Raw genomic sequence first — 24,409 nt, forward strand, 5'->3', positions numbered from 1 at the left:
CGCGATATTTATCTACCTACTAGTAGGTAGATAAACAGAGGAGTTACTCAATGCAAAGCCGACTTTCGGCCCAATCCAGCTGGCTGCAATCCTACTATTTCGGGCGTGCGATCTTCTCGAGCGCCTGGGTTGCCGCCGCCGTACTTTTCAGCAGGCAAGCGGGCCCCGCCGCGTTCCTGCTGGTGATCTACCCGGCATGGGACGCGATCGCCAATCTGGCCGACGCGCGGGTCAACGGTGGGCTGAAGGCCAACCCGTCCCAGGCATTGAATGTCGTGGTCAGCACCATCACGGCGCTCGCCGTGATCGTGGCGGTCAGCCGTGACACCCATGCCGTTCTGGCGGTGTTTGGGGTTTGGGCGATCCTCGCCGGAGTGCTGCAATTGTCCACCGGCGTCAGGCGCTGGCGTCAGGTTGGCGCGCAATGGGCGATGATCCTCAGTGGTGCACAGTCGGCACTGGCCGGCGGCTACATGATCAGCCGATCGATTGGCACCGTCGCGCCGACGATTCTGGACGTCGCGCCCTATGCGGGATTCGGCGCGTTCTATTTCCTGCTTTCGGCGATCTGGCTCGTTGCCAGGGCCCATCGCAGCGCCCGTGCGTAGGCGCCTCCTGGCAGCATCAGAGAGCGCCAGTCGACGTCACCGCGGTAGCTATTTCTTCTCCGCCGCTGTCGTCGCGGAGGCGGGTGTCGAAGCGGCGAGCAGCGGCATCGTCGGCGTGGTCTCGCCAGCGTCCTCGTCGAGGAATTGCTCCACGCCGGCCTGGATCGACGATTTCGCGCTGTCCGGGCCGCGGTCGCTGAGGTCGTTGTGGTGGAATTCGGTTCTGACCACCTTGATGCCGAGTCTGGCGCAGGTCTCGTCGTCAGGCACGACGCCCGGGTCGGCCTTGAACACCGGGTCCCTGGAGCGGAACGACAGGATCTTGATCTTGCTGTCGGTGATGAACGGGACGCGCAGATTGTCCAGCGTCACGACCTTCTTGACCAGGTCGGGATGCTGCTTGGCGAAGTACATCGAGATGTCGCCGCCGTTGGAGTGACCGATCAGCGTCAGCGCGCGATAGTTTGCGTTCGGATAGAGCTTCTTCAGCTCGTCGATCGCGTACATGATGTTGAAGACGCCGCGATTATATTGCATGCGTCGGCCGACATATTCCTCGCCGACCTTGGTCACCATCGGCGTATCGCTGTCGAGATCATGCTGGATGCTGACCACGAGATAGCCGCGTGACGCGAACACGTTGGTGAGGAACGAGTACTCGGTGTTCCTAACGGTGTTGCCGTGGCTCAGGATTGCGACCGGCAGCTCGATCATCTCGGCCATCGCCTGCATTTGCCGGTCGCGCCGGACCGCGACCTCGACCGTGACGTTGCGGTCGTCGCGCAGAACGTCGTGGAACGTCAGCGTGGTGTGACGGATGGCCCATCTGTCCGTCGTGAAATAACCGGCCATCGCCACGATGCACAGGCAAAGGACAATGATGCCCCGTTTCATGTCGACCTCTGATATTGCCTACGCGACCCGCGCTTCTCGCCCTGGCTTCACGGGGCATTCCGCGTGAATCGGCCTCCAGGGGCCAAGGCGGGCGCTCTTGCCGCCGAATATCGAGCTAATTTTACAATCAGATGACAGCGCGACAACGGGCCACGGCGGACGACATCGCGGGCCATTTGCGACGGTCACAAGCGGGTGAGGGGAGCGTGAACTGACGGCGCGCTGCCTGCGGCGCCGTCAGCGGATCAGGAGATTGCGTCAGTCCTGATAGTTGTTGCCGTAGAAGCCGCGCTGCTGCTGCTGGTAGTAGGACCGCGGCTGATAGGTGCCTTGCGGCGCCGCCGCGTAGCCCTGGTTGCCGTAGTATTGCTGCTGGCCGTAGGCCTGCGCGTCGTAGACGCGACGGCTTGACGGTGGCGCCGGGTAGCGCTGCGCGGTCGAGCTGCCGTCGGCCGGATAGATGTAGCCGTCGTCGGGGCGGGCCTGCGCCGGATATTCGCGTGGCCGCGGCGTCAGGACGACAGGGTCGCCGGCGGCGGCGGTGCCGTACTGCTCGTCCTGCTGCGGCGCGCGGCGGGCGACCGCGGTGCCGTTGCGCCCACGCGGATTGCGCGCCAGCGCGACCTGCGCCGAGCCGGTCAGCGTCACCGTGGTGTTGAGCACGCCTTCCTTCTGGACCAGGGCGTAGAGCGTCGATGCGTTGTCGCGCGACAACCGTACGCAGCCATGCGAGGCCGGCGTGCCGAGGCGGCCGACCGAGTCGGTGCCGTGGATCGCGTGTCCGATCTTGGTGAAGAAGATCGAGTGCGGCATCGGCGCGTCGTCGAATTCCTTGGAGTAGTGGTCCTCTTCCATGCGGAAGGCCCGGAAGGTGCCGTTCGGCGTTTCGCGCGAGGGTATGCCGCTCGAGACCGGCCAGTGATAGCGCGCGACGCCGTCGACCGCGACGGTCATCTGCTGGTTGTCCTTGTCGATGGTGATATCGACCTTGGCCTGCGCGGCGCCGGCCGTGAAAAGCATCACGGAAGTGAACGCAATGAGGAACGAACGCATTTTACCTTTGGCCTCCAGGCCCGATCGCAGCAGCGGCTCTCCGTCCCGCAACCAATATGCACGGAATCCGAATTTGGTTCCAGTCGCGGACCTCGTGCATCGTTAATCCCGCGCGCGGCGCAAACAAGGCCGAAGCCGGGCTCTCCTGTCACGGCGGACTGACATTTTCGCGAGCAAGCCGCGACAACGGCCCCAACCGGTCATTGCTACGCAACCATTTGGCCGCATGGGCGTTTCACAGTCCCGCCCCGGCGGCGCGTTCGCGCCGCGTACCAAGGAACCAAGATGAACAACACCAAGGTCAAGACCGCGGCCGTCGTCCCGGCCGGCCTCTCCGCGCGACTCCTGCTTGCGGCCGCAGCCCTCGCTTTGGCGCTGGTGACTGTCCCCCAAGCCGGCCATGCCCAGGGTATCGTCCGCGGGGCGCATGAAGGTGCTTATGAGGGTAATCGGGCCGCCGGTCCGATAGGTGGCGTGGTTGGCGGTGCCGTCGGTGCCGGGGTCGGCGGCGCCATGGGCGCGGTCAAGGGCGTGTTCGGTATCCCGGATCGCGGCTACCGCCGTGGCCACCGCTGCCGCGGCTATTACCGCCACGGCCATTTCCATTGCTATTGATCGGCATCGTCATTCCGGGGCATGCGAAGCATGAACCCGGAATCTCGAGGTGATGGCGCGAGATTCCCAGATGCGCAATTGCGCATCTGAGGTTCGCGCCAGGGCGCGCCGCGGAATGACTTGCTTCGCAAGTCAGTTCTTCAGCCGGTAGCCGGTCCGGAAGATCCAGGCCACGATCACCATGCAGGCGATCAGGAAGCCCGCAGTCATGCCGAGGCTGAGCCCGACGCTGACATCGGCGATCTCGTAGAAGCTCCAGCGGAAGCCGGAGATCAGATAGACCACCGGATTGAACAGCGTGAGGGTGCGCCAGCCCGACGGCAGCATGTTCACCGAATAGAAGCTGCCGCCGAGGAAGGTTAGCGGTGTCACCACCAGCATCGGGATCATCTGCAGCTTCTCGAAGCCGTCGGCCCAGATGCCGATGATGAAGCCGAACAGGCTGAAGGTGACGGCCGTCAGCACCAGGAAGGTCAGCATCCACACCGGATGCTGGATATGCAGAGGTACGAAAAGTCCGGCGGTGGCCAGGATGATCAGGCCGAGGATGATCGACTTGGTGGCGGCGGCGCCGACATAGCCGATGACGATCTCGAGATAGGAGATCGGCGCCGACAGGATCTCGTAGATCGTGCCGGCGAATTTCGGGAAGTAGATGCCGAACGAGGCGTTCGAGATGCTCTGGGTCAGCACCGACAGCATCACGAGCCCCGGCACGATGAAGGTGCCGTAGCTGACGCCCTCGACCTCGGTGATGCGCGAACCGATCGCGGCGCCGAACACCACGAAATACAGCGAGGTCGAAACCACAGGCGAGACGATGCTCTGCAGCAGCGTGCGCCAGGTGCGCGCCATTTCGAACAGATAGATCGCCCGGATTGCGCGGTAGTTCATGGCGCCCTCACGAGGCTGACGAAGATGTCTTCGAGGGAGCTCTGCCTGGTATCGAGATCGGAGATCCGGACGCCGGCGTTGCGCAGATCGTTGAGCAGGCTGGTGATGCCGGTGCGATCGCCCTTGGTGTCGTAGTCGTAGGTCACCGCGTGGCCGTCGTCGGAGAGTTCGAGGCTATAGGCGGCGAGCGCGGGCGGAACGGCGTCGAGCTTGCTCTGCAATTGCAGCGTCAGCTGCTTCTTGCCGAGCTTCTGCATCAAGGTCGCCTTGTCCTCGATCAGGATGATCTCACCCTTGTTGATGACGCCGATGCGGTCGGCCATCTCCTCGGCTTCTTCGATGTAATGCGTGGTCAGGATGATGGTGACGCCGGCCGCCTGCAGCGTGCGGACCACTTCCCACATCCCCTTGCGCAACTCGACGTCGACGCCGGCGGTGGGCTCGTCGAGGAACAGGATCTGGGGTTCGTGCGACAGCGCCTTGGCGATCATCACACGGCGCTTCATGCCGCCGGACAGCGTGATGATCTTGCTGTCCTTCTTGTCCCACAGCGACAGGTCCTTGAGCACCTTCTCGATATGATCAGGGTTCTTCGGCTTGCCGAACAGGCCGCGGCTGAAGCTGACCGTCGCCCAGACCGTCTCGAAGGCATCGGTGTGCAGTTCCTGCGGAACCAGCCCGATCATCGACCGCGCCGCGCGATAGTCGGCGATGATGTCGTGTCCGCCGATCGAAACGCGGCCCTCGCTCGGATTGGCGATGCCGCAGATGATGCTGATCAGCGTGGTCTTGCCGGCGCCGTTCGGCCCAAGCAGCGCGAAGATCTCGCCCTTGAAGATATCGAGATTGATGCCCTTCAGCGCCTTGAAACCGGAGCCATAGGTCTTTGACAGATTGGATACGGAGATGATCGGCGACATGGAGGATCGGAAGCGTGAGGGAAGGGCGCGCGCGGATTGGAGCCCGGGCGGGCGGGCGGGGGGCGTGATGCGGGTTCAGCCCAGATAGGGACGCACGGTCCGTTCTGCAATCGGTTGGCGAGGGAGAAATTTATTCTGCGGCGCGCCTTAGGGGCGCACTGCCAAAATATCGAAAACAACCCCATGCAAAGGAGCCGGCGGCGGGCGGCGGGCATTGCAATTTGACCAGTCGGGCAAATCAGCGGTGCTCTTCTAGTATTCCGAAGTTGTGGCGGCGCCCTTCGTTCCGGGGCCATCGCATACGGGCGGGAGGGGACGCAGTTCCGACGCTCCGCTATTCAATCCAATCAGTGCCGCTTCGCCGGTTTCGCTGGCTTCTTGGCGGCCGCCGCCGGGGCGGGGTGCGCGGGCGGCGCGGTATCGGCGACCTTGCCGACCAGCATGATCTGCACCTGGTTGTTGACCGGCGCGTTGGGGCGGGCGGCGTCGAGCAATTGCTCTTCGCCAAGCCCGACCGACTGCAGGCGCTTCGCCGTGATCTTGAAGGTGTTGACCAGGATGTCGCGGATCGCGTCGGCGCGCCGCTGGCTCAGCAGCACGTTGTTCTCGCGCCGTCCGGTCGATTCGATGTGACCGACGATCAGGAAGGTGTAGGGCAACAGCGAAGAGTGCGTCAGCGCATCGGCAATGCGCCCGACGGACTGATAGGAGTCGGGCAGCACGATCGGCGTGTCGACATCAAACTGGATGTCGGCGTTGAATGTCGGCAGGTTGGTCAGGTCGGGGGCGATCGGCGGCCGCTTTTGCGGCGGCGGCTCGTTTTTCGATCGCGACCGCGATCGTTCCAGCACTTGCTGGCGCAATGCGGGGACGTCGATCGTTGCGTCCGTCTCGTAGTGATTGAGCTTGGCGATGACGTCGTCGCGCGTGATGGCGGTTTGCGCCTGGGCTGGCGCAAGCGGCATCGCCAGCAAGACCAGCGTGCCGAGCACGCCCAGAAGGCCAGGATTGCGCAAGCCTCGCGTCGTCAGGCGCATCATTGATACCCCGCGTCATTGATCGCCTGGGCGCAATTGCGGCTAAGGCCCTTGGCGGTGACGAGGCAGGGTACCGATTTGCTGGTCTCCTTGGTCGAGCCGCCGCAGACCTTGACGATCTCGCGGGTGCATACGTTGGCAACTGTCACGCGCGCCGCGATCCGCTTCTGGATCGCATCGAGGGTGGAGAAGTAGCTCTCCTTGCACTGCGGCGAGATCACGTCGCGGTTGCGCGACAGGCACTCCTTGAGGCGGTTGGAGTCGAGATTGACGCCGCGGCAATTGGCGGTGATGTCGGCGCCGCAGGCCTTGGCGAGCTGCGCTGCGGAATCGCCAAAGCTGATCGTTTCCGCGACCGCCAGCGACGGCGCAGTGAGCGCGATGACAAAAAGGAAAAACCCACCCCGGACCATGGGGCCATCTCAACCCGTGAAATCAGCGATGGTCAAGGGCTACGAACAGAGAAGGCCGCCAACGAAGGCCACTAACGAAGGCCGCCAAGGAAAGCCGCTATTCACGCCCGTTCCACAAAGCTGTCGACCACCTTCTTCTCGCCGGCCTTTTCGAAGGCGATGGTCAGCTTGTTGCCGTCGATCTTCACCACATGGCCGTAGCCGAATTTCTGGTGAAACACCCGGTCATCCAGCGAAAATTCCGACGTCGTGCCCGTGGACTTCGCCACCAACTCGCCCTCGATCACCATGGGGCCGCGCTTGGTGCGATTGAAGCTTTCGGAGGAAAAGGACGATTGCCGCTCCTCGAAGCCGCCGCTACGCCCCCCCCCGCCGCGATTGCGGTTGGCTTGGGCGCGCTGCCAGCCCGGGGTCGAATAGCTCGAGCCGAATGATTCGAGGTTGTCGAAGCGCGAGGCGCCATAGCCGCCGCTGCCGCCCCAGCCCGAGCCGCCCTTGGATTCGGTGATCTCGACATTGTGCGCCGGCAACTCGTCGAGGAAGCGCGAAGGGATCGTGGTCGACCAGGTGCCATGGATGCGGCGGTTGGTCGCGAAATAGATTTTGGCGCGGCGGCGGGCGCGGGTCAGCCCGACATGGGCAAGGCGGCGCTCCTCCTCGAGCCCGGCGCGGCCCTGTTCGTCGAGCGTGCGCTGGCTGGGGAACAGGCCTTCCTCCCAGCCCGGCAGGAACACGTTGTCGAATTCGAGGCCCTTGGCCGAATGCAGCGTCATCAGCGACACGGCTTCGTCGCCGGCCTCGCCGTCGCGGTCCATCACCAGCGAGATATGTTCGAGAAACCCTTGCAGGTTCTCGAATTCCTCCATCGATCGCACCAGCTCCTTGAGGTTATCGAGCCTGCCCGCGGCGTCGGCCGAGCGGTCCTTCTGCCACATCTCGGTATAGCCGCTCTCGTCGAGCACGATCTCGGCGAGCTCGGTATGCGAGGTGACCTCGCGCTGGGCGCGCCAGCGGTCGAACTGCATGACGAGATCGCGCAACGACCCGCGCGCCTTCGGCTTCAGCTCGTCGGTCTCGACCACGGCGCGTGCCGCCTCGAACAGCGGAATGCGGCGCTTGCGGGCGTGGTCGTGCAGCAGCTGCACGGTGGCATCGCCGAGCCCCCGTTTCGGCACGTTGACGATGCGCTCGAAGGCGAGATCGTCGGCCGGCGAGTTGATGGTGCGCAAGTATGCCAGCGCGTCGCGGATTTCCGCGCGCTCATAGAATCTGGGGCCGCCGATCACGCGATAGGGCAGGCCGAGCGTGACGAAGCGGTCTTCGAACTCGCGCATCTGGAACGAGGCACGGACCAGGATGGCGACGTTGTTGAGGTTTTCGCCCGCGCGCTGCAACTCCTCGAGCTCCTCGCCGATCGCGCGCGCCTCCTCCTCCGAATCCCAGGAGCCGGTAACGGTGACCTTCTCGCCGTCGACATCCTCGGTGCGCAGCGTCTTGCCGAGCCGGCCCTCATTGTGCGCGATCAGATGCGAGGCCGCGGCCAGGATGTGGCCTGTGGAGCGGTAATTGCGCTCGAGGCGGATGACCTTGGCGCCGGGGAAATCGTGGTCGAAGCGCAGGATGTTGTCGACCTCGGCGCCGCGCCAGCCATAGATCGACTGGTCGTCGTCGCCGACGCAGCAGATGTTTTTCAGTGGGGCCGCATTCTCTGTCATTCCGGGATGCGCCGCAGGCGCAGACCCGGAATCTCGAGATGAGTCCTCATGACCTCTGGATTCCGGGTTCATACCTTCGGCATGCCCCGGAATGACGGGAGAGGTGATGTCGCCCGGAATGACATCGGCGAGCGATCGCCCCGGCCGCGACGGCGCCTGCGACAGCAGCCGCAGCCACAGATACTGCGCGACGTTGGTGTCCTGATATTCGTCGACCAGGATGAACTTGAAGCGGTTCTGGTACTGCCGGAGCACGTCAGGATTTTCGCGGAACAGCCTGATGTTCTCGAGCAGGAGATCGCCGAAATCGGCCGCGTTGAGGATCTTCAGCCGCTCCTGATAGGTCGCGTAGATCTTGCCGCCCTTGCCGTTGCCGAACGAGGCGGCTTCGCCCGCCGGCACCTGTGACGGCGACAGGCCGCGGTTCTTCCAGCTGTCGATCAGGCCGGCGAGCATCCGCGCCGGCCAGCGCTTGTCGTCGATGTTCTCGGCCTGCAACAGTTGCTTCAGCAGCCGTACCTGGTCGTCGACGTCGAGCACCGTGAAGTTGGATTTGAGCTGCACCAGCTCGGCGTGGATGCGCAGGATGCGGCCGCCGATCGAATGGAAGGTGCCGAGCCACGGCATGCCTTCGACCGCCTGGCCCAGCATCTGGCCGAGCCGCAGCTTCATCTCGCGCGCCGCCTTGTTGGTGAAGGTCACCGACAGGATTTCCTGCGGCCGCGCGCGGCCCTGGCTCAGGATATGCGCGATGCGCGTGGTCAGCACGCGGGTCTTGCCGGTGCCGGCGCCGGCAAGCACCAGCACGGGCCCGTCGAGTGTCTCGACCGCCTCGCGCTGCTCCGGATTGAGGCCGTTGAGATATTGCGGAGCGCCCGCCGCAGCCCGCGCACGCGCGGCGATGCCGCCAGCCACCGGCTGGTGCTCGGGAACGCCGTGATGGGGCAGTTTGCTCGGCTCGGTCATTGGCGAATCGTCTCGGCCCCACGATGGCACCGTGGGACGGTGAAGGGGAGCCTTCTTAACAGGGATTGAAGGCCATATAGGGCCTGATCGGCCGTTTTGACAGGTTTTATCGTGGCCGTTTGGAACGGTTTTGGCAGCAGCGCACAACAGGCCCGGTTCCTGAAATCGGCGAAAATTTCCCGGTTTCGCGCTCAGGAACCAGCGTTTCCCCGCAGGATTGTTTCAACAGATGCGGCGCCGGCTAAGCGCCCGCGCCAAGAACCGAACAAGGAAACGAAGCGAGAGGTTTGATCATGTTGAGCTGGGTCGTCACATTCCTGGTCGTCGCCCTGATCGCGGGCATTCTGGGCTTCGGCGGCATCGCCGGCGCCTCGATCGAAATCGCCAAGGCGATCTTCTTCATCGCCATCATCCTGTTCCTGGTGTCGGCGGTGGTCGGATTGGCGCGCGGCCGCACGAGGGTCTAGCGAAGGGCTGGGTCTAGCGAAAGGCTGGGTCTAGCGAAGGGCTGGCTATTTCTTCGAGGGCATCGCCACGTTGCGGCCGATGCCCTCGGGTCGCGGCACGCCCGCATAGCTATCCACGATCTTCTGAGTGCGGGCGCGAATATCAGGCGGAAACGGCGCCACCTTGCGCGCCTCCATGTCGATGTGCAGCGTGAGGTTTTCCGAAGTCGCGGAGAGCCAGCCCTCGGTGGCGTGGCGCAGCTCCTCGAACGTGTGCAGCCGCTTCTCGTCGGCGCCGAGCAGGAAGACCGAGACCTGCACGGGATCGCCGAGATGAATCTCTCTCAGATAGCGGACGTGGCACTCGGCAGTGAAGGTCGAGCAGTGCCGCGCCTTCATGTAGGCCGGCCCGATGCCGAGCTGCAGCCACATTTCGTCGATGGCGCGGTCGAACATCACATTGTAATAGGCCATGTTGAGATGGCCGTTATAGTCGATCCATTGCGGATCGATCTGCATCACGGAAGATTTGAACGGAGCCGAAGGAAGCGGCATCTCGCTGGCGGCAGTCGCTGAAGTCATCATCCGTCCCCGGTTCGTTGGCGTTCGAGCATGAGCTTTTCTGTGACTCCGGCGTCCACTTTTTCAAGTCAGGCTCTCTTGACCCCTTATACAAGCTTTGCCACGGTCGGCTAAAGCCGGGAGGAAATTCGACGTGGCGACAACGATTTCGAGCAATCTGACGCGACCTGAGCCGGAGGCCCTGAAGCGCGCGATCGACGCGCTGGCGGCGCGGTTCGGCAACCGGCTCGTGACGTCTTTAGCCGTGCGTGAACAGCACGCCCATACCACCACCTGGCTGCCGACCCAGCCGCCCGATGCGGTGGTGATGGCGCAGGAAACCGCCGACATCCAGGACGTGGTGCGGATCTGCGCCGCCAATCGCGTGCCCGTCATCGCCTTCGGCACCGGAACTTCGCTGGAAGGCCAGGTCAACGCCCCGGCAGGCGGCGTCTGCATCGATCTGCGCGACATGAACAAGGTGCTCGAGGTGCACGCCGAGGACCTCGACTGCGTGATCCAGCCCGGCGTGACCCGCAAGGCACTGAACGAGCATCTGCGCGACCAGGGCCTGTTCTTCCCGATCGATCCCGGCGCCGATGCCTCGCTCGGCGGCATGACCTCGACCCGCGCCTCCGGCACCAACGCGGTGCGCTACGGCACCATGCGAGAGAACGTGCTGGCGCTGAAAGTGGTGCGCGGCGACGGCGAGATCATCACCACAGGCACGCGCGCCAAGAAGTCGTCGGCGGGTTACGACCTGACGCATCTGTTCATCGGCGCCGAAGGCACGCTCGGCATCATCTCCGAGCTGACCATCCGCCTGCGCGGCATTCCCGACACGATCGCGGCCGCCGCCTGTTCGTTCGAGACCGTGCGGGGCGCTTGCCAGGCCACCATCCTCGCGATCCAGACCGGCATTCCGGTCGCGCGGATCGAGCTGCTCAATGCCGCGCAGGTGAAGGCCTGCAACAATTATTCGAAGCTGTCGCTGCTGGAGACGCCGCTGCTGCTGCTGGAATTCCACGGCAGCGAGGTCGAGGTCGCCGAGCAGTCGAAGAATTTCCGCGACATCGCCGCCGAGTGCGGCGGCGGCGAGTTCACCTGGACCACCAAGCCGGAGGACCGCACCAAGCTGTGGCAGGCTCGGCACGATGCCTATTGGTCGGTGAAGGCGATTCGTCCCGGCGACAGCATCGGCGTGGTCGCAACCGACGTCTGCGTGCCGATCTCGCGGCTTGCCGACTGCGTCACCGAGACCGAGGACGATCTGAAGCGGCTCAATTTGCTGTCGCCGATCGTCGGCCATGTCGGCGACGGCAATTTCCACTGCTCGCTGGTCTGCGACGTCAACAACAGCGACGAGATGGCGCGCGGCGAGGAGTTCATGCATCGGCTGGTCGAACGGGCGCAGGCGATGGGCGGAACCTGCACCGGCGAGCACGGCATCGGCCAGGGCAAGCAGAAATATCTGAAGGCCGAGCTCGGCCCTGAGGCGCTCGACGCGATGCGGGCGCTGAAGCACGCGCTCGATCCGCAGAACATTTTCAATCCCGGCAAGATCGTTCCTGTGGCCTGACGAATCGGATATTCCGGGGCCACAGGACGTTGCGATGTCGTGGTTCAGTAAGGCCAAGCGCAAGGATATTTGGGACGACCCCGTCGCGCAGCCGCTCGGCGACATCGAGGCTGCGCAGAGAATCCGTGCGATCTGCCGCGATGCGGCCGGCTGTGCCGAGGCGGTCTCTTCGGCCGACATACGCTCGCCGGAGAAGCAGCAGATCGAGCGCGATCGCTACGAGCGTGCCGCCAAGGTCGCGATGAAGACCGCGATGAGGATATCCGACGAGCTGGTGCGGGATTCCGCGGTGCGCGAGATCGTCTGCCTCTGCATGAAGGCTAACAACGTCAAGACCGGGCGGGCGCTGTTCCGCGCCATCCACGCCAACTCGATCAAGGCCGAGGTGCTGAAGGAGCATCCGACGCTCGAGGGCGAGCAGGCCTGAGTTGTTCCGGCTGAGTGGAGAGCCAGTAGCCCGCATGAGCGAAGCGATATGCGGGAACGATTTTCCCGGGTATCGCTGCGCTCACCCGGGCTACGTCTGCCCGCCCAGCGTGCGAACCGCTTCATCGACGCTGTGGAAGACGTGGTCCCTCGGCAGCACGGCGTAGAGATCGAAGCGCTCGAACGCCTCCTGGGCGCGGGAGGATTCGAGCCGCGCCACCGCCAATGTCACACCGTCATCGCGGCACTCGCGAAACAGGTCGCGCAGCGCCTGCGCCGCCGTGAAATCGATCTCGATCATGCCGCTGGCCTCGATCACCAGCAGTTTCGGCTTGGGCGTCGCGTGGCCGATGGTCTTGAGCACGCCGCCGTGAAAACCTTCCGCGTTGAGGAACGACAACGGGGCCTGTAGGCCGACCACGGCAATGCCGGGCTTGCGCTCGCCGGTGACGTGCGGGCCGGTCGGCCACCAGATCGTGGTGCCGGGCACGTGGACGAATTCCACCAGCTGGCCGCGCGTCGTGGTCCAGATGCCGTGCAGCAGCGACAGCGCGATGCCGACGGCGACGCCTTGCTCGATCGGCAGCACGATGATCGCGGCGGCCGTCGCCACCACCAGCAGGAATTCGTAGAACGACTGGCGGAAGATCGCGACGATCTGCTTCACGCGGATGATGCGCAGCGCCACGAACAAGAGGACGCCGCCGAGCGCCGCATCGGGCACGTGCTGCAGCAGCGTCGCCCCGAACGCCAGCAGCGCGAGCACGATGGCCGCGGCAAACAGCCCCGAGACCTGCGTGCGCCCGCCAGTCTCCGACACGATGCCGGTGCGCGGCGGGCTGGCGTTGACGGGGAAAGCGCCGAACAGGCCGGCGAGCACGCTGCCGGCTCCGGCGCCGAGGAAGTCGCGATCGACGTCGGCCGGCTTGTCCGGGTCTGACAGGAACGAGCGCGTCGTCGCCGCGGTCTGCACCATGACGACGATGGCGATCAGGATCGCCAGCGACAGCAATTTGATCCACCGCTCCGGCGCGATGTCCGGAAGCGATGGCGTCGGCAGCGACCCGGGCACGGTGCCGACCACCTTGACGCCTTTGCTCTCGAGATGGCCGGCGATCACGGCGATGGTGGCCACGACAAGGCCGATCAGTGCGCCCGGAATCCGCGCGCTGATCTTCTCCGATCCGGCAACGAGCGCGAGCACGCCGAGGCCGATCGCCAGCGTGTAGCCATTGGTCTGGCCGATCTTCTCGGTGAGGACGCCGAGCTTGTAGAGCGTCGGGCCGTCCGGCGTGGTCAGGCCGAGCACGCCCGGCAATTGCGAGACCAGGATGTGGACGGAAATGCCGGCGAGGAAGCCGACGGTCACCGGCGTCGACAGCAGATTGGCGATCCAGCCCAGTTTGAACAGGCCGCCCGCGATCATGATCGCGCCGACCATCAGCGCCAGTGCCATCGCCAGCGACTGATAGTCGGGCGAGCCAGCGGTCGCCATCAGCGCCAGGCCGGCCGCGAAGATCGGCGTGATGGTGGAATCGGCGCCGCAGGACAGGAAGCGGTTGGCGCCGAACATCGCAAAGCCGAGCGAGCCGGCCATGAAGGCGAAGAAGCCGATCTGCGGCGAGAAGCCGCCGAGCCGGGCGGTCGCCATCTGCTCGGGGATCGCGATCGCGGCGAGCGTCAACCCGGCGATCAAATCGCCCGGCAAGTCGCCCGGCCGAAAGCTGGCCAGCGAACGGAAGATAGGCCAGCTGGCGCGTGTCTGATGAACGTCGGCCATCGGTCTCCCGTGAGGATTATGACGATTCGCCGATAGTCCGACATCGCGCCGGCAAAATCCAGCGCAGTGGGCCGTGTGCAGCCGCGAAGCAAGTCGCTATCCCGCGCGTGCTGCGGTGATCGCCTTGCGGATATCGGCCAGCGGCGCGCTGTCGTCTAATTCGACGCTGTCGCCCTGGAGCCTGACGCCGAGGTCGCGCCACAGCGCGGCGAGATCGGGCGTCACCGGCTTCGATCCCCATTCGCCGTGCAGCCGCGTCAGCACGTCGACGCCGACCGCCTTGTCGGCGGTCGAGAGCACGCGCGCGATCGGCCAGTCCTTTTCGTGGTTGCCGCCGGCGGCGAGCACGCCGCGCATGGCATCCTGCAAGCCGAATTTGTTGCCGGTGCGTTTGCGGATTTCGACATCGGCGAACAGGCAGAACATCGCGCCGCCCCAGTATTTCCGGCCCCAGGTGTCGGTATTGTCCAAGCCCTCGTCGCCGGCCTGCGGCAGGCCCTTGGGCATGTCGCGCAGCATCGCCAGCCAGATCTCGCGCGCCGTGAGATCGCCGGCCTGCACGCGCGCGACCGGCTCGACATAGACCGCGAGCCCCTCCGACAGCCAGGCATAGCGGTCGTCGAGATCGGGCAGGGCGGTGTGCACCATCTCGTGCACGATCACCCAGTCGTGCTTGAGATCGTCGACGCCTGCGTCGCGGCCGATCGGAAGCCGGATTGCGGCGCCGCGATAACCCCATGTGGTGCCGCCGCGAACCCGCGAACCGTCGACCGGCACGATCAAGAGCCGCAACGAGCTGACGGGAAATCGGCCGTAATAGGTCGAGACCGCGCGGGCCGACGCCTTGATCCAGTCGAATATCCGGTCCTTCGGCAGCGCCATCTCGCCGGGTGCGAACCCGACATGGATGGCGGCGCCGGCGACCTCGAGATCGGTCTTGGGCAGCCGGTCGAAGGCGTCGTAGGGCATGCCTTCGCCGCGCATGAACTCGGACTGCGCCTCGACATGACATGATGCGATGCCGATCAGGATCGCAGCGACCAGCATCGCGGCGGCGATCACGCGATATGTCGGGATGCTCTTCATCGCGGCGTGCCGTGCCGCTGTGACATGGCGTTCTCGCCAAGCGCCGCGGTCACTAGTTCGCCGAGATCGTCGAGGATCGCCGCGAGCAGCGTCTCGCCCTTGGCTGATGTCGCCAGCGTCGGATCGCCGTAACTGCCGGAGCGGCTGTAGTTCGGCGAAGTGCTGTCCGATAGCGTCAGGCGGCCGGGCGCCTCGTGCTGCAGGGCGGGGCTCGCCTCGGCGCGGTCCCGATCGACCACGTCCGGTGCCAGCGCCAGCATCAGGGATGTCTCCAACTCGTCGGCATGGCTGCCATGGCGTTGCTCGGAGATCTGCTCGGCGGTGCGGCGGAAGCGCGGGCCCTGGTAGAGCCGCAGATGTCTCACGCGGGCCGGCTCGAAGGGCGCCAGCGCGCGTTCGACCGGAGCGAGCGTGCTGATCCCCGTGTTGAGCACGAACAAGGTGCCGATGCCGCTGTCGAGGATGCCGGCGGCGATCTCATGCACCATGGCTTCGAACGTTGCCGCCGACAGGCTGGCGCTGCCGGCATATTCGACGAAAGCGGGGTAGTGACCGTAGGTGATGGTCGGCCAGACCAGCGCGTCGAAGCGTTCGGCGAGATGCGCTGCAAACCACTCGGCCTGCAGGCGGTCGGTGTTCAGCGGCAAATGGAAACCGTGTTGCTTGGCGGCGGCGCCGATCGGCAGGATCGCCGGCCGTTTGGCCGCAACGCGCCGCGCGACCTCGTCCCAGGTGAGGCGTTCGATGCGATGGCTGACGATGTCGGCGCCCATGCCGCGGGCCCTCTATGTGCCGATGGAAGCCGCTGTCAGAAGCCCCGCCGTGATCCAGCCATGCAGATAGCCGGCGCCGCGCGCGGCGGCATTGTCGGGATCGTCATAGGTCGCGAGCATCTCGCAGAGCACGCCGAACGGAACGCCATCGGAGGCTTCGTCCCACATCATCGCTTCCTCGGTCGGCAGCTCGCGGAACATCGGCGTGGTGTCCTGGCGCCAGATCAGGAGGCGGGTGGGTTCGGCGAGCGCCTCCGCCTCGGGCGGCGTCTCGTCGTTCTTCAGGGTCATCCAGATCGCAGCCGCATTGGTCGATAGGTCGATCCTCGCAGCGCTGGGATGCGGCTGGAATACGAGGTCGTTCCAGACCTCGGGCGCGAAACCGGCCATCGCCTCCAGCGCGAGCACGGCGCCTTCACCGGCGTCGAAGGCGTCGTTCAACGCCTTCTCCAGCGCGGCGAGGTCGGCGAGCACGGGATGGTTGCTGTAGGGGGTGGTGGCCTTCAGGAAATCCGGGAGCCCTTGCGAGAACCAGCGCAGGTTCGGGTGCTCGGACGGCCGTGCCTTGACATAGGCATGGCCCATCTCGTCGAACATCTCGTCGCCGAGAAAGCGATGCAACAGCTCGTGGTCGTTACGCATCGCCTCGACCAGCCGCGAGCCGTAGGCATAGCGATAGACGCCGAACAGCGTCGCGCGCGTCTCCTTGGGGCTGTCGAGGATTTCGCTCAGGATGCCGTCGTCGCCGCTGAGGATGGCGCGCTGGAAGTCACCTTGCTGGCGCGCGAAGTCGGTCATGCCGCCGGCGCGCCCACGGGCAGCACCTGCCCCGCGATCTCGCGGGTGCGCTCGACCTCGTGCAGCAATTCGTCGAGCGGCGGGATGTTGTCGTCGCGCTCGATCATGGTCGAGACCCGTCCGAACCGCTTCAGCGCCGCGACATAGAGGTCCCAGACGTCCTCGCACACCGGATGGTCGTGGGTGTCGATGATGTGGGTGCCCATGTGGCTGTGGCCCGCCATGTGGAATTGCACCACGCGATCCGGTGGAATGCCGTTGAGGAAGGCCATCGGATCGTAGCCGTGGTTGAAGGCGCTGACATAGACATTGTTGATGTCGAACAGCAGCCAGCAGCCGGAGCGACGCGACAGTTCGGAGAGGAATTCCCACTCCGTCATCTCGGAATTGTTGAATTGCACATAGGTCGAGACGTTCTCGAGCACGATGGCGCGGCCGAGGAAATCCTGCACCAGCTGCACCCGGCTCACGACGTGATCGAGCGCCTCCCGCGTGTAGGGGATCGGCAGCAGATCGTGCAGGTTCTTGCCGTGCACGCCGGTCCAGCACAGATGGTCCGACACCCATTTCGGCTGCACGCGTTGTGCGAGGTCCTTCAGGCCCTGCAGATAGTCGAAGTTCGGCGGCGCGGTGGAGGCGATCGACAGCGAGACGCCGTGCATCACCACGGGATAGCGCGCGCAGATCCGGTCCAGGATGCGCAGCGGCTGGCCGCCCGGCAGCATGTAGTTCTCGCTGATCACCTCGAACCAGTCGATCGGCGGATTTCCGTTCAGGATCTCGTCGTAGTGCTGAGCACGCAGGCCGAGGCCGAAGCCGAGGAACGGCGGCTTGGCCGATTGCAGCGGGCGCTCTGCGAGCACCGACTTGTCCGGTGATCGGCTCGCAACGTTCATGGCGGCTCCGCGCTTCCGGCGCCAGGATCGCGGCGCCCAACTTCAAAAACTATCATGGAAACGAGGCCCGGCCTACACCGGGCCCCGCTTGGTCCGATCCGTTCACCCGGCCTTGAACTTGCCCTTCGCCGCGGTGCAGTCGGCCTTCGTCATCTCCGCAAAGCCCTGGCCCTTGCAGGCATTCTGACCCTTGCAGGCGTGGTTGCCGCCCTTGCAGGCGCTCTGGCCCTTGCAGGCATTGGCGCCAACGCATTTGCCTTCGCTCGCAGCGTAGGACTGCGTCGACACCACGGCTCCGGCCAGGAAAAGCGTCGCTGCAGCGGCGGCGAGAGTGGCACCGGACTTGGTTGTAAGCTTCATGGGCGTCTCCTTGTGCAAGTTGGTTGAAGGTGCGCCGCCCGCAAGCCGTGTGAGTTGGCCGAAGGCTGCACCCAAAGTTAGCTACGGATGTGGTCCCGCTTTGGTTACCAATGCCGGGATCATTTATCCGCGCCTTGGCGTGAGAAGGCCCGGCGCCGTCGCCGGGCCTTCCTGGGGCGATGCGATCAGCCCTTGACGAACTTGCCGCCCATCGCGTTGCACTGCTTTTCCGAGCTCAGCGAGAAGCCGGTGCCCTTGCAGGCGTTCAGGCCCTTGCAGGAATTGGCGCCGCCCTTGCAGGCGCTCTGGCCCTTGCAGGCATTGCCGGCCATGCACTTGCCCGCGGCGGCATTCGCGGACGTCGAGGTGGTCGAAACCACGGAGCCGGCGAGGAACAGGGTAGCCGCAGCGACGGCGAGCGTTGCGCCGGACTTCGAACTCAACTTCATGACGATCTCCTCGGTGATTGTTTGAAAGCAAAAAAACATGGCGCCGTGAGCATCCTTCGATCGTTCGATCCCGGACCGCACAACGGGTGGATATTCGGAGAGCAATCAGATCGCAGGGGCATCCGCGGCGCGGTGCTTCCCGCGATTTGAGTGCTCGTCCAAGATCAGCTACGGGGTATCAGGCGATTTGGTTACAGCGTTTCAAAAGAAAATTTTGCTTGGGCCGGGTCTGACGCCCGGTCCATGTCAAACACCGTCGGCCAAAGAGTATTTCATTGCGCCAGGCCGATCGGTTTGCTGCATCGCACAGTCTGCATTTTAATCAGTTTTGCGCGGCGCGTGCCGGCTTCAGCTTCGCCATCTGCGCCACGTTCGCCTGCAATTCCTCAGCACTGAACGCCGGGAACGAGCAGATGCGGTTGCTGCACGCGAAGGCCGCGGGCTCGCCGAGGTCGGGATAGTCGACGTCCGGGTTGGGCAGCTTGCCTTCGCGCAGGTCGAGCCATTCGAGCCGCTTGTAGCGGGCGGGCAGGGCGCGGGCGATCGCATGCAGGCGTTGCGCGCGGGCGTCGTCCTTGTGTCCGACGATGGTGACATGCGTCGGCTCGGTGGCCAGCTCCTCGTCGGCGAGCAGCACGCCGGGCATCGGCCGCGGCATCTCGGCCGAAGCCGCGCCGAGATAGCGCATCGCATGCGCGGCCACTTCGCGGGTGCCGTCGCTGCCGACATAACGATTGAGCATGTTCATGAAGCGCGCGACCTGGATCTGGTCGTCGATCAGCTTGGCGGGCTTGGCGAACACGCCGGCTTGGCCTTCCGACGTCTTCGAGGTGAAGAAGCCGCTGGCGTCGTCGCGGAACGTCGCGGCGAAGTCGCCGGCTCGCACCGCCGACGTCAGCCAGTCGCGATTGCCGGTCGCGGCGTAGAGATCGAGCAGGGCCTGACCTATCGCGACGGTGTCGCCGAGGAAAGGGCCACCGCGATCCGTATCGCCATGGCGGAAGCCGCCGTCCGGCAGCGCGCGATTGGCGAGCACCCATTTGGCTGCGCGCTCGGCGATCGCAAGCGCCTTGGGATCGGCGCTCGCGTCGTAATAGGCGACGAGGCCCGAGATCGCCCAGCCGTTCTCGCGCGCATAGAGGTTCTTGTCGATGCGCGGCAGGCCGAGCTTGCGGCGCGCGGCATCATCAAGCGCATAATAGACGTGGCCGTCGACGTCATGATTGAGATCGGCGTCCTGGCTGACATAGAAGGCGCCGTCGGGGCTCAGCAGGACATCCGTCAGGTAACGCTCGACGTTGCGCGCGGCTGCGAGATATTTCGGATCCTTCCATTGTGCATAAGCCTGGCTGTACTGCCGCAGATATTGCGACTGGAACGAGATGATCTTCTCGAAATGCGGATGGCTCCAGGAGCCGGCTTCGGAATACTGGAACACGCCACCCCACACCGGATCAATCAGAGCGACCGCGGCGTCGAGCGTCTGCCTTGCGCGCTTTGTTGCCGTCGCGTCGCCGGCTTCGGCGCGGCTGATCGCAAGGTCGAGGCTGTCGGCATCGATATATTTCTGGTTCTCGCCCCAGCCGCCGAGCTTGTCGTCGTAGGATTCGTCGAACGTCCTGGTCAGCTCAGCGCGCTGCGCCTTCCCGAGAAAGGCCGACGTTGCGGGCTTGATCTCGAACGCCTCGCCGACCGACGGGCCGGGCGAGGGATCGTCGATAATGGCCTTGAGCAGCGCCTGCATCCGCGCGGGCTCGATATAGCCCCTGATCTTGGCGATCTCGCTGCCGTCGGGCGCGAACACGATGGTCGCGGGCCAGCCCCAGTCGCCGTAGCGGCTCGACAGATCCGGATTGGCGTCCTGGTCGACGCGGACCGGGAGATATCTCGCTGCAAGCAGCTCCTGCACCTTGGGGTCGGCGTAGGTGGTCTTCTCCATCACGTGGCACCAATGGCACCACACCGCTTCGAGATCGAGGATGACGAAGCGCTGCTCGGTCGTGGCGCGCGCGAACAGATCGTGGCTCCAGCCGCTCCATGCCGGGGCGTCCGCCGCAAGTGAGGGCGACGCGCTCAACGCCATGAGAATTGCGATGCTGCGGACAAGTCTCATGGCGCGCTCCCGAAGGCGAGGGTCGTCTGAGCTACGGGGCCGCCGGCATCGGGGCTCGCGATGTCACGGCATTGTGAGCCGGTCTTCCGGCCTAATCTCAGGTCGACGCCTTCCGGCCCTCGACCGCGTTGACCAGCAGGCGGTCGAGCGAGGCGGCGCCGGGACCTGCGATCGCAAGCCACATGAAGGCGGCGAAGTAGGTCGCTTCCTCGAACCCGAGCAAGGTCTCCAGCGAGTCGACGTCACCCCATTTCGCCGACTTGATCGCGACGATCATCACCACCGCGAGCATCGCGGCCGGGATGCGGGTGAACAGGCCGAGGATCAGCATCGCGCCGCCGAAGCATTCGACGCCGGACACGAAGGGGGTGAGGATGGTCGGGAATGGAATGCCCCAGCCGACGAAGTTCTCGGTGACCTGGGCGAGGTTGGTGAGCTTGCCCCAGCCGGCCAGCATGAACGTGTAGCCGACGATGATCCGCATGATCAGCGGCCCGGCCCAGGCAAAATGCGCGGCGATCCGCGCCGGCAGCAGAATCAGCAGGTTGACGATGGAGTTCATGCGAAACCCTCCCAATATTCCGCCACGCAGCCGGCGTCGGCGTTCAGTGCGAACGCACGTCAACCGGCACGAGCCAAAAGCTACGGCTGCGTCATGGTGGGAGTTTCGCCTGACATGGCGGGCTTGTTACGGGCCCTAGCCGATATTTTGCAGCGCCGGGAAGGTTTCCAGCAGCCAGACGCTGACGCCGGACACCGCGCCGGTCAGGAAGCCGATGCCGGTGACCACCATCAGCACGCCCATCACGCGCTCGACGGTGTCGAGATGGCGCTTCATCCGCGCGAACACCGAGGAGAACTGCTTGACCATGAAGGCGGCGAGCAGGAAGGGGATGCCGAGCCCGGCGGAATACACCGCGAGCAGGCCGGCGCCCTTGGTCACCGTGGCCTCCGCGGCCGCGATCGAGAGGATCGCAGCCAGGATCGGCCCGATGCAGGGCGTCCAGCCGAACGCGAACGCCAGCCCCATGACATAGGCGCCCCACAGCCCGACCGGCTTGGGCGCGGTCAGCCGCCCCTCGCGCATCAACAGGCCGATCCGGGTGATGCCGAGGAAGTGCAGGCCCATGATGATGATGACGATGCCGGCCAGGATCGAGAGCTCGGCCGACCAGGCGCGCACCAGCCCGCCGACGATCGAGGCGCTGGCGCCGAGCGCGACGAACACGGTGGAGAAGCCGAGCACGAACATCACCGCCGCCGTCATCACGGCGCGCTTGGAGGCCGCGGTGGCGCCGTCCTGGTTCACCTGCTCGATGGTCGCACCGGTCAGGTAGATCAGATACGGCGGCACCAGCGGCAGCACGCAGGGCGACAGGAAGCTGACTAGACCGGCGATCAAGGCGGCCGGGATCGTGACGTCGTGCATCAAGGAACCTTCGAAGATAGCTGTCTTGTCTTGGCGTGTACGCTGCCAACAATCCAGAAGTTTCGTCGCAGATGCATTCAACTATGGTCACAGGCCCGTGTCCGGGGGCTGCGTTGCGTCCCGGGCTGGTGAAACAATCGCGGATATGTTCCGTAGTGCGGTAAAGCAACCGCTGAACCGGACCTCATCGATGCGCATCGGCATCCGCAGCGCCATCTCCGCCCTCGTCCTGACCTCGATCGTGGTCAGCGCCGTCGGCGTGCATCTGTTGTGGTGGCGCACCGCACAACGGGTGAGCCAGACGCTGGCCGACACCATCAACGACCAGATCGTGTCCGCGGTCGGCGACGAGTTGCAGTCGATCACGACCGAAGCGCGCTCGTCGATGACGGCGGTGCGGACGCTGTTGACCGAGAAGGTGCTGGACGCCCGCGACGCGCGCAAGCGGCAGTTCGTGTTCCTGTCGCAGTTGCAGTCGCAACCGACCATCTCGTGGGTTGCGTTCGGCTGGCCGGACGGCTCGTTTTTTGGCGCCCACAAGCTCGGCGACGCCGGCGTCGAGATGCTGACCATCTCGCCCGACCGCAAGCTGCGGACCGATCAATACGACTATGCCGGCATCGACATCAAGCCGAAGGGCAGCACCGTCGAGGACGGCAAATATCTGGTCACGGAGCAGCCCTGGTTTCGCGACGCGATCGCAGCCCGCGACCAGCAATGGTCGACGCTGACGACGCTGCCCCGCGGCGAGCGGCTGGCCGCGATGCTGGCGGTGCCGATCGATGTCGACGGCGAGCGCACCGGCGTGCTCGCCATCATCATCGAATTGACCCGGGTGTCGAACTTCCTTTCGCAACTCACGGTCGGCAAGTCGGCGGGCGCCTTCCTGCTCGATCGCGACGGCGGCGTGATCGCGTCTCCGGATCAGGACGCCGACGAACTGAATGCGCTGAAGACCGACCATCCGCTGTTGCCGGTTGCGCTCGCCGCGGTCAGGCAGGCCGGCAAGGCCTACGATCCCGGCGAGGGCGAGGCGTTCCGCTCCCAGGTGACGCGGGACGGGCAGGCCTATCAGGCGGTGCTGACGCCGATCTCGTTCCCGGGCTGGTCGCTGGTGACGGTGGTGCCGGAATCCGAATTCCTCGGCCCGGTGCGGATGACGATCCGCAACCTGCTGATCGGGCTCGCGGCGCTGATCGCGGCCGCCGGGCTGTTGTCGGCCTGGCTGGCGCAGCGCCTGATCGCGGCGCCCCTGATCAAGGTGGTCGGCGAGATCAGACATGTCGAGCGCTTCGACCTCGACAAGGTCGAGCGGCATCCGTCGCGCCTTGCCGAGATCGAGAACCTGTCGGGTGCGATCGGCGACATGGCGCAGGGGCTCGCCGCGTTCCGCAAATACATTCCCGCCGATCTGGTGCGGCGGCTGGTCAGCGACGGCAATGGCGCGCGGCTCGGCGGCGCCGTGCGGCCGATGAGCGTGATGTTCGTCGATCTCGCCGGCTTCACCGGCATGTCGGAACGGCTCGGCGACCGCATCATCCCCTTGCTGTCGCGCTATTTCGACATCGTCTCCGCGGCGATCCAGCAGGAGAGCGGCACCATCGACAAGTTCATCGGCGACGCCGTGATGGCGTTCTGGGGCGCGCCCACTGCCAATCCGGACCATGCCGTGGATTGCTGCCGGGCGGCGCTCGCCTGCCAGCGCGCGGTCGCGCAGGCCGGCCTCGCCGACGACAAGGGAGAGGCGGTCAGGATCCGGATCGGCATCAATTCCGGCGACATGCTGGTCGGCAATATCGGCTCGGAGGTGCGGCTCAACTACACCGTGATCGGCGACGCCGTGAACATCGCAAGCCGCCTCGAGGGCACCAACAAGGTCTATGGATCGACCATCATCATCGGTCCGGAGACGCGGCGTCTGGCCGGTGACCGCATCGTCGTCCGCGAGCTCGACCGGCTCGCCGTCTACGGCCGCGCCGGCGGTCTCGAGATCTACGAGTTGATCGCAATGGCCGACGAGGGCGCGATCGCGCGCGACTGGATCGCGTCCTATGAGGCCGGGCTTGCGGCCTGGCGCGTCGGCGATTTCACCGTGGCGGCGGTCGCCTTCGAGACGGCACAGCAACTGCGCGGCACGGACGCGGCGTCTGCGCTGATGATCGCCCGATGCCGGCATCAGCTCGACAATCCGACCGATGAGGATTGGGACGGCACCACGGTGGCGCGCTCGAAATAGTGCTGCCGGTTTTTGCCAGTCCGCGCAAAATGGCGTTATCGTTTGCCGATCGCAGGGGTGGACGGGAGAGCGGCATGAACGCCCACGAGTTCGAACAGCAACTGAAGGCCGACGGTTTCCAGGAAATCGAACGCCAGAAGCTTGATCCGCGCCCCGGCAAGGGACGGCATCGGCATCATTTCGAGATCCGCGGCTTGGTCATCTCCGGAACGTTTGTTGTCAGGCAAACCGGCGAACCCGTCGCCTATCGTTCAGGACAGGTCTTTTCGGTTGCCGAGGGCGAATTGCACGACGAGTGGATCGAGGCCGATGGCGCACACGTGCTGATTGGCCGGAAGTTTTCCGAGACGAGCGCCTGACGC

At 65.1% G+C, this 24,409-nt stretch carries 25 protein-coding genes; 7 read left to right on the top strand and 18 right to left on the bottom strand.

What is annotated here, in order from left to right:
* Window positions 1-50 precede the first annotated feature (50 nt).
* Entirely contained in the window at window positions 51-608 is a 558-nt protein-coding gene (locus tag BraRD5C2_RS32660; protein WP_223975470.1) for a DUF308 domain-containing protein, read from the top strand.
* 48 nt (window positions 609-656) lie between these two features.
* On the opposite strand, the gene BraRD5C2_RS32665 is transcribed toward BraRD5C2_RS32660, so the two are convergent.
* Both BraRD5C2_RS32665 and BraRD5C2_RS32670 read right to left on the bottom strand, forming a co-directional pair.
* Complete coding sequence (locus BraRD5C2_RS32665; protein ID WP_223975471.1) at window positions 657-1,502, bottom strand: alpha/beta fold hydrolase; 846 nt, start codon at window positions 1,500-1,502, stop codon at window positions 657-659.
* A gap of 258 nt (window positions 1,503-1,760) precedes the next feature.
* Complete coding sequence (locus BraRD5C2_RS32670; RefSeq protein WP_223975472.1) at window positions 1,761-2,555, bottom strand: L,D-transpeptidase; 795 nt, start codon at window positions 2,553-2,555, stop codon at window positions 1,761-1,763.
* Window positions 2,556-2,840: 285 nt separating this feature from the next.
* On the opposite strand from BraRD5C2_RS32670, the gene BraRD5C2_RS32675 reads away from it, so the two are divergent.
* Window positions 2,841-3,170 (top strand): hypothetical protein, encoded by a 330-nt coding sequence (locus BraRD5C2_RS32675; RefSeq protein ID WP_223975473.1) that lies wholly within the window; start codon window positions 2,841-2,843, stop codon window positions 3,168-3,170.
* A gap of 132 nt (window positions 3,171-3,302) precedes the next feature.
* On the opposite strand, the gene BraRD5C2_RS32680 is transcribed toward BraRD5C2_RS32675, so the two are convergent.
* From BraRD5C2_RS32680 to BraRD5C2_RS32700, 5 genes are all read right to left on the bottom strand, one after another.
* On the bottom strand, window positions 3,303-4,064 hold the full coding sequence (locus BraRD5C2_RS32680) for an ABC transporter permease (protein WP_223975475.1): 762 nt from the start codon (window positions 4,062-4,064) through the stop codon (window positions 3,303-3,305).
* Window positions 4,061-4,984, bottom strand: a complete 924-nt coding sequence (locus tag BraRD5C2_RS32685) for an ABC transporter ATP-binding protein (RefSeq protein ID WP_223975477.1) — start codon at window positions 4,982-4,984, stop codon at window positions 4,061-4,063. The genes BraRD5C2_RS32680 and BraRD5C2_RS32685 overlap by 4 nt, the downstream gene beginning before the upstream one ends.
* 347 nt (window positions 4,985-5,331) lie before the next feature.
* Window positions 5,332-6,024 (bottom strand): OmpA family protein, encoded by a 693-nt coding sequence (locus tag BraRD5C2_RS32690; RefSeq protein WP_223975478.1) that lies wholly within the window; start codon window positions 6,022-6,024, stop codon window positions 5,332-5,334.
* Entirely contained in the window at window positions 6,021-6,434 is a 414-nt protein-coding gene (locus BraRD5C2_RS32695; RefSeq protein ID WP_097674553.1) for a hypothetical protein, read from the bottom strand. The genes BraRD5C2_RS32690 and BraRD5C2_RS32695 overlap by 4 nt, the downstream gene beginning before the upstream one ends.
* 101 nt (window positions 6,435-6,535) lie before the next feature.
* The gene (locus BraRD5C2_RS32700) at window positions 6,536-9,115 is read right to left on the bottom strand and encodes an ATP-dependent helicase (RefSeq protein WP_223975479.1); all 2,580 of its coding nucleotides are present in this window, start codon (window positions 9,113-9,115) and stop codon (window positions 6,536-6,538) included.
* Window positions 9,116-9,408: 293 nt separating this feature from the next.
* On the opposite strand from BraRD5C2_RS32700, the gene BraRD5C2_RS32705 reads away from it, so the two are divergent.
* Entirely contained in the window at window positions 9,409-9,582 is a 174-nt protein-coding gene (locus BraRD5C2_RS32705) for a DUF1328 domain-containing protein (protein WP_212310518.1), read from the top strand.
* Between the two features lie 45 nt (window positions 9,583-9,627).
* Here the strand turns inward: BraRD5C2_RS32705 and BraRD5C2_RS32710 are convergent, their stop codons facing one another.
* The gene (locus tag BraRD5C2_RS32710; RefSeq protein ID WP_374708073.1) at window positions 9,628-10,146 is read right to left on the bottom strand and encodes a thioesterase family protein; all 519 of its coding nucleotides are present in this window, start codon (window positions 10,144-10,146) and stop codon (window positions 9,628-9,630) included.
* Between the two features lie 130 nt (window positions 10,147-10,276).
* Here BraRD5C2_RS32710 and BraRD5C2_RS32715 point away from each other — a divergent pair, with 130 nt between their 5' ends.
* Window positions 10,277-11,701: an FAD-binding oxidoreductase gene (locus tag BraRD5C2_RS32715; RefSeq protein WP_223975480.1), complete on the top strand. Its 1,425-nt coding sequence runs from the start codon at window positions 10,277-10,279 to the stop codon at window positions 11,699-11,701.
* Window positions 11,702-11,735: 34 nt separating this feature from the next.
* Entirely contained in the window at window positions 11,736-12,128 is a 393-nt protein-coding gene (locus BraRD5C2_RS32720) for a hypothetical protein (protein WP_223975481.1), read from the top strand.
* 90 nt (window positions 12,129-12,218) lie between these two features.
* On the opposite strand, the gene BraRD5C2_RS32725 is transcribed toward BraRD5C2_RS32720, so the two are convergent.
* The 10 genes from BraRD5C2_RS32725 to BraRD5C2_RS32770 all read right to left on the bottom strand — a co-directional run bounded on the left by BraRD5C2_RS32725 (window position 12,219) and on the right by BraRD5C2_RS32770 (window position 21,811).
* Window positions 12,219-13,907: a SulP family inorganic anion transporter gene (locus BraRD5C2_RS32725; protein WP_223975482.1), complete on the bottom strand. Its 1,689-nt coding sequence runs from the start codon at window positions 13,905-13,907 to the stop codon at window positions 12,219-12,221.
* A 96-nt stretch (window positions 13,908-14,003) separates the two neighbouring features.
* Window positions 14,004-14,993, bottom strand: coding sequence for a gluzincin family metallopeptidase (locus tag BraRD5C2_RS32730; RefSeq protein WP_223975483.1), 990 nt, complete (start codon window positions 14,991-14,993; stop codon window positions 14,004-14,006).
* The gene (locus BraRD5C2_RS32735; RefSeq protein WP_223975485.1) at window positions 14,990-15,766 is read right to left on the bottom strand and encodes a creatininase family protein; all 777 of its coding nucleotides are present in this window, start codon (window positions 15,764-15,766) and stop codon (window positions 14,990-14,992) included. The genes BraRD5C2_RS32730 and BraRD5C2_RS32735 overlap by 4 nt, the downstream gene beginning before the upstream one ends.
* Before the next feature lie 12 nt (window positions 15,767-15,778).
* Entirely contained in the window at window positions 15,779-16,564 is a 786-nt protein-coding gene (locus tag BraRD5C2_RS32740; protein ID WP_223975487.1) for an HvfC/BufC N-terminal domain-containing protein, read from the bottom strand.
* Complete coding sequence (gene bufB / locus BraRD5C2_RS32745; RefSeq protein ID WP_223975489.1) at window positions 16,561-17,460, bottom strand: MNIO family bufferin maturase; 900 nt, start codon at window positions 17,458-17,460, stop codon at window positions 16,561-16,563. Before bufB ends, BraRD5C2_RS32740 begins: the two co-directional genes overlap by 4 nt.
* 102 nt (window positions 17,461-17,562) lie before the next feature.
* A complete protein-coding gene (gene bufA2, locus BraRD5C2_RS32750) occupies window positions 17,563-17,820 on the bottom strand; it encodes a BufA2 family periplasmic bufferin-type metallophore (protein ID WP_021077200.1) in 258 nt (85 codons plus the stop codon).
* A 185-nt stretch (window positions 17,821-18,005) separates the two neighbouring features.
* Window positions 18,006-18,269 (bottom strand): BufA2 family periplasmic bufferin-type metallophore, encoded by a 264-nt coding sequence (gene bufA2, locus BraRD5C2_RS32755; protein ID WP_212310512.1) that lies wholly within the window; start codon window positions 18,267-18,269, stop codon window positions 18,006-18,008.
* Window positions 18,270-18,591: 322 nt separating this feature from the next.
* Window positions 18,592-20,382, bottom strand: coding sequence for a thioredoxin domain-containing protein (locus BraRD5C2_RS32760; RefSeq protein WP_223975490.1), 1,791 nt, complete (start codon window positions 20,380-20,382; stop codon window positions 18,592-18,594).
* Between the two features lie 97 nt (window positions 20,383-20,479).
* Window positions 20,480-20,944: a DoxX family protein gene (locus tag BraRD5C2_RS32765; protein ID WP_223975491.1), complete on the bottom strand. Its 465-nt coding sequence runs from the start codon at window positions 20,942-20,944 to the stop codon at window positions 20,480-20,482.
* A 135-nt stretch (window positions 20,945-21,079) separates the two neighbouring features.
* A complete protein-coding gene (locus tag BraRD5C2_RS32770; protein ID WP_092115881.1) occupies window positions 21,080-21,811 on the bottom strand; it encodes a cytochrome c biogenesis CcdA family protein in 732 nt (243 codons plus the stop codon).
* A gap of 190 nt (window positions 21,812-22,001) precedes the next feature.
* Between BraRD5C2_RS32770 and BraRD5C2_RS32775 the strand changes: the two genes are divergently transcribed.
* Entirely contained in the window at window positions 22,002-24,047 is a 2,046-nt protein-coding gene (locus BraRD5C2_RS32775) for an adenylate/guanylate cyclase domain-containing protein (RefSeq protein ID WP_223975492.1), read from the top strand.
* A gap of 74 nt (window positions 24,048-24,121) precedes the next feature.
* Entirely contained in the window at window positions 24,122-24,406 is a 285-nt protein-coding gene (locus BraRD5C2_RS32780) for a hypothetical protein (RefSeq protein WP_223975493.1), read from the top strand.
* The last annotated feature ends 3 nt before the right edge of the window (window positions 24,407-24,409 follow it).

The organism is Bradyrhizobium sp. RD5-C2 (assembly GCF_019972155.1).
Lineage (GTDB): Bacteria > Pseudomonadota > Alphaproteobacteria > Rhizobiales > Xanthobacteraceae > Bradyrhizobium.